Source organism: Longimicrobium sp. (assembly GCF_036280135.1).
Taxonomy (GTDB): Bacteria; Gemmatimonadota; Gemmatimonadetes; order Longimicrobiales; family Longimicrobiaceae; genus Longimicrobium.
Genome location: NZ_DASURI010000464.1, coordinates 1 through 4050 on the forward strand (window position 1 = coordinate 1; position 4050 = coordinate 4050).

The 4050-nt window shown below is 72.3% G+C and carries 4 protein-coding genes; 3 read left to right on the top strand and 1 reads right to left on the bottom strand.

The features are described 5' to 3' along the window. Window positions 1-125 precede the first annotated feature (125 nt). Window positions 126-509 (bottom strand): hypothetical protein, encoded by a 384-nt coding sequence (locus VFZ20_RS14990; protein WP_329684714.1) that lies wholly within the window; start codon window positions 507-509, stop codon window positions 126-128. A 191-nt stretch (window positions 510-700) separates the two neighbouring features. On the opposite strand from VFZ20_RS14990, the gene VFZ20_RS14995 reads away from it, so the two are divergent. Genes VFZ20_RS14995 through VFZ20_RS15005 form a run of 3 tightly spaced genes read left to right on the top strand, consistent with a single transcriptional unit; the run spans window position 701 to window position 4004 of the window. Continuing rightward, the gene (locus tag VFZ20_RS14995) at window positions 701-3163 is read left to right on the top strand and encodes an ATP-binding protein (RefSeq protein WP_329684715.1); all 2463 of its coding nucleotides are present in this window, start codon (window positions 701-703) and stop codon (window positions 3161-3163) included. After that, window positions 3160-3576, top strand: a complete 417-nt coding sequence (locus VFZ20_RS15000; protein ID WP_329684716.1) for a response regulator — start codon at window positions 3160-3162, stop codon at window positions 3574-3576. Before VFZ20_RS14995 ends, VFZ20_RS15000 begins: the two co-directional genes overlap by 4 nt. Beyond that, on the top strand, window positions 3573-4004 hold the full coding sequence (locus VFZ20_RS15005) for a response regulator (protein ID WP_329684717.1): 432 nt from the start codon (window positions 3573-3575) through the stop codon (window positions 4002-4004). The genes VFZ20_RS15000 and VFZ20_RS15005 overlap by 4 nt, the downstream gene beginning before the upstream one ends. Window positions 4005-4050: the final 46 nt, after the last annotated feature.

The window sequence follows — 4050 nt, forward strand, 5'->3', positions numbered from 1 at the left end:
ACGGAGACGCCGGATGCACGAATCCCCCCCCCGGGGCAGCCGCTCCGGGGGGATTCGTTCGTCCGCCCATCCCACCGGCCGATCACGTCCGGGCGATCACGTCCGGGCGGATCACGTCCGGGCGATCACGCCGGGTCGATGACGATGCGGCCGCCGGATGCGATCAGCTCCGCGCGGGTCACGCGCACCGTCCGGCTCAGGGAAACGGGCCCGGCGTGGTCGCCGGCGGGGATCTCGTACAGGAACAGCAGCACGCCCTCGCCGGAGGTCTGCTCCACCTGGATCTCCGCCTCCGCGCCCGCCGCCACGACGCGCTCCGGCACCATCGCGGGGTCGATGGCGGGATTGGGATCCACCAGCCCCGCGTCCGCCAGGTCGAACGCCGCGTAGACGAACGCGGTGGCCGTGCGGTTCACCAGCACGGGCGCGGCCGCGGACCCGTTTCCCCCCGCGGGGTCGGCGCAGGCGGCCAGCAGCAGGACGGACAGGGCGGCGATCAGCATTCGCATCGTTCGGCGACAGGCGAAAGGGAGCGGACGCGGCATCCGCGGTGCACACCGGTACCGCACGGATCGTGACACACGTGGCCGGGGCATGGCTCCGCCCATCCGGAGCCACGGCGGGTGGCCTCGCCGGGCGCGGGCGCGCGGTTTGCTCAACGCATCCAGCGCAGTTCATCCACCCCGGAGAGATCGTTCGCTTGAGCATCCAGGATACGGCGCCGGCCCCGTCGCGCGCCGCCGCCGCGTTGTTCGCGGGAGACGGAGAGATGCGCGCGCGCTGCCGCGCGCTGGACTGGGCCGCCTCGCCGCTGGGGCCCGTGGAGACGTGGCCCCCCGCCCTGCGCTGGGCCGTGCGCACGGCGCTGGACTCGCCGTTCCCCATCAACCTGTGGTGCGGCCCCGAGCTGGTGCTCATCTACAACGACGGGTACCGGCATGTGCTGGGCGCCAAGCACCCCGCCGCGCTGGGCCGCGCCGGCAGCCAGGTGTGGGCGGAGATCTGGCCCGAGATCGCCCCCATGTTCCAGCAGATCGCCGCCGGCGGCCCGCCCATCTACGCCGAGGACGCGCCGTTCGTCATCGAGCGCGCGCCCGGCGAGGACCACGGCGCCGAGCCCGGCCAGCCCAACGCGTGGTACACGTTCGCCCTGAGCCCCGTCCGCGACGAGGACGGGGCCATCGTGGCGTACCTCAACGTGGTCTCCGAGACTACGGCCCGCATCTTCGCCGAGCGCCAGCTGGAGGCAGAGCGCGGGCGCCTGGCGGAGATCTTCGAGCGGGCGCCGGCCTTCATCGCCACCCTGCGGGGGCCGGACCACGTCTTCGAGACCACCAATCCACTCTACCAGCAGCTCATCGGGCACCGCGACGTCATCGGCCGGCCCGTGCCCCAGGCCCTGCCCGAGGTGGTGGACCAGGGGTTCATCGGCCTGCTGGACGGCGTGTACACCACGGGCGAGCCCTTCGTGGGGACGGAGGTGCCCATCCTGCTGCAGGGCACCCCGGGCGGGGAGCCCGCGGAGCACTTCCTGAACTTCATCTACCAGCCCATCCGCGAGACGGACGACACCATCTCCGGCATCTTCGTCCATGCCGTGGACGTCACGGAGCAGGTGCGCGCGCGGCGGTCCGTGGAAGAGCTGGAGAGCCGCCTGCGCCTGGCCCTGGAGTCCGCCGAGATCGGCACGTGGGACTACCGGCCGCAGACCGACCGGCTGACGTGGGACGAGCGGTGCAGGCGGATGTTCGGCCTGGCGCCGGACGCGCCCGTGGACTGGGGCGTGTTCATCCAGGGCGTGCACCCCGACGACCGCGCCCAGGCCGAGGACGCCGCGCGGCGCGCCATGGACCCCGCGGTCCGCAGCGCCTACGACGTGGAGTACCGCGTGGTGCCGCCCGGGGGCGACGTCCGGTGGCTGCGCGCCAGCGGCCGCGCCCGCTTCGAGGGCGAGGGCGCCGACCGGCGGGCCGTGCGCTTTACCGGCACGGTCATCGACGTCACCGAGCGCAAGCAGGCCGAGGCGGAGCGGGAGCGCCTGCTGCGCGAGGCCGAGACGCAGCGCGCGCGGCTGGAGCAGATCTTTACCGAGGCGCCCGCCGTCATGGCCCTGTACACGGGGCCGGACCACGTGGTCACCATGATCAACCCCACGTGGGAGCAGACGGTGGGCAAGCCGGGCGCCATCGGCCGGCCGTTTCGCGAGGTGTTCCCCGAGTTCGCGGGCAGCGGCCTGTTCGAGCAGCTGGACCGCACGTACGAGACGGGCGATCCGTTCGTCAATCCCGAGGTCAACGTGCCCCTGGAGCGCTGGGGAAGCGGCGTGCTGGAGGACACGTACTGGAACCTGGTGTGGCGCCCCCTGGCCAGCCCGGACCCGGACCGGCGCGACATCCTGGTGCATGCCGTGGAGGTGACGGCGCAGGTGCGCGCCCGCCGCGAGGTGGAGCAAAAGGCCGAGGAGCTGGCCCGCCTGGCCCGCGCCCTGGAGACGAGCAACCGCGAGCTGGACCAGTTCGCCTACGTGGCCAGCCACGACCTCAAGGCGCCCCTGCGCGGCATCGCCAACCTGTCGCAGTGGATCGAGGACGACCTGGCCGACCGGTTCACGGACGACACGCGCGAGCAGATGCGCCTGCTGCGGGGCCGCGTGCACCGCATGGAAGGGCTCATCGACGGCATCCTGCAGTACTCGCGGGCCGGCCGCACGCAGGACCCGCCGCAGCGCATCGACACCGACGCGCTGGCGCACGAGATCGTGGACCTGCTGGCCCCGCCGGCGGAGGCGGAGGTGGTGGTGGAGCCCGGCCTGCCCGTGCTGGTGACGGAGCGGCTGCCCCTGCAGCAGGTGCTGATGAACCTCGTCAGCAACGGGCTCAAGTACGGCGGCGACCGGCCCCGCGTGCACGTCTCCGCCGCGCGCGCGGGGGACGAGTGGACGTTCACCGTGCGCGACAACGGGCCGGGGATCGCGCCGGAGTACCACGAGCGCATCTTCGCCATCTTCCAGACGCTGCAGGCGCGCGACACGGTGGAAAGCACGGGCATCGGCCTGTCCATCGTCAAGAAGATGGTGGAAAGCCGGGGCGGGCGCGTGTGGGTGGAATCCGCCCCGGGCCGGGGCGCCGCGTTCCACTTTACCTGGCGCGCGCAGGCCGCATGACCTCGCGGCCCCTGAACCTGCTGCTGGTGGACGACGACGCGGTGGACGTGATGAACGTGCGCCGGGCCCTCAAGGCCAACGGCGTCGTCCATCCGCTGCACGTGGCGCAGGGCGCGCAGGAGGCGCTGGAGATGCTGCGCGGCGGCGCCGTGTCCCGCTACCGCCGGCTGGTGCTGCTGGACCTGAACCTGCCGCGGATGAACGGCGTGGAGTTCCTGCGGGTCCTGCGGGGGGACCCGGAGCTGTGCTGCACGGCCGTGGTGGTGCTCACCACCTCCGACGACGAGCGGGACCGCCTGGACGCGTACAACCTCAACGTGGCCGGCTACATCCTCAAGCCGGTCTCCTTCCAGGCGTTCTGCGACACCGTGTCCACCCTCATCCAGTACTGGTCCCTCGTGGAGCTTCCGTGAACGAGAACGATTCGGACGTGACGCCCCTGCGGGTGCTGGTGGTGGACGACGACGCCGTGGACCGCATGGCCGTGCGGCGGCACCTGGCGCGGACGGGGCTGAGCGCGCGGGCGGACGAGGCCGAGGGCGTGCTGGAGGCTATCGGCCGGCTTACGGACGAGCCGTACGACTGCGTGCTGCTGGACTTCAACCTGCCCGACGGCGACGGGCTCACCTTTCTGCGGGGCCTGCGGACGGCGGGCATTCGCGTCCCCGTGATCATGCTCACGGGGCAGAGCGATCCCGAGATCGCGGCGGACCTGGTGATGGCGGGGGCGTCGGACTACCTGCCCAAGTCGCTGCTTTCTCCCGGGCGGCTGCTGCAGAGCCTGACCCGCTGCTGTGCCGCCCACGCCTCCGTCCGCCGCGCCATCGAAAGCGCCGAGTAACCGAAAACAGAATTCTCACGCAGAGGGAGCAGGGGCAGCAGAGTAC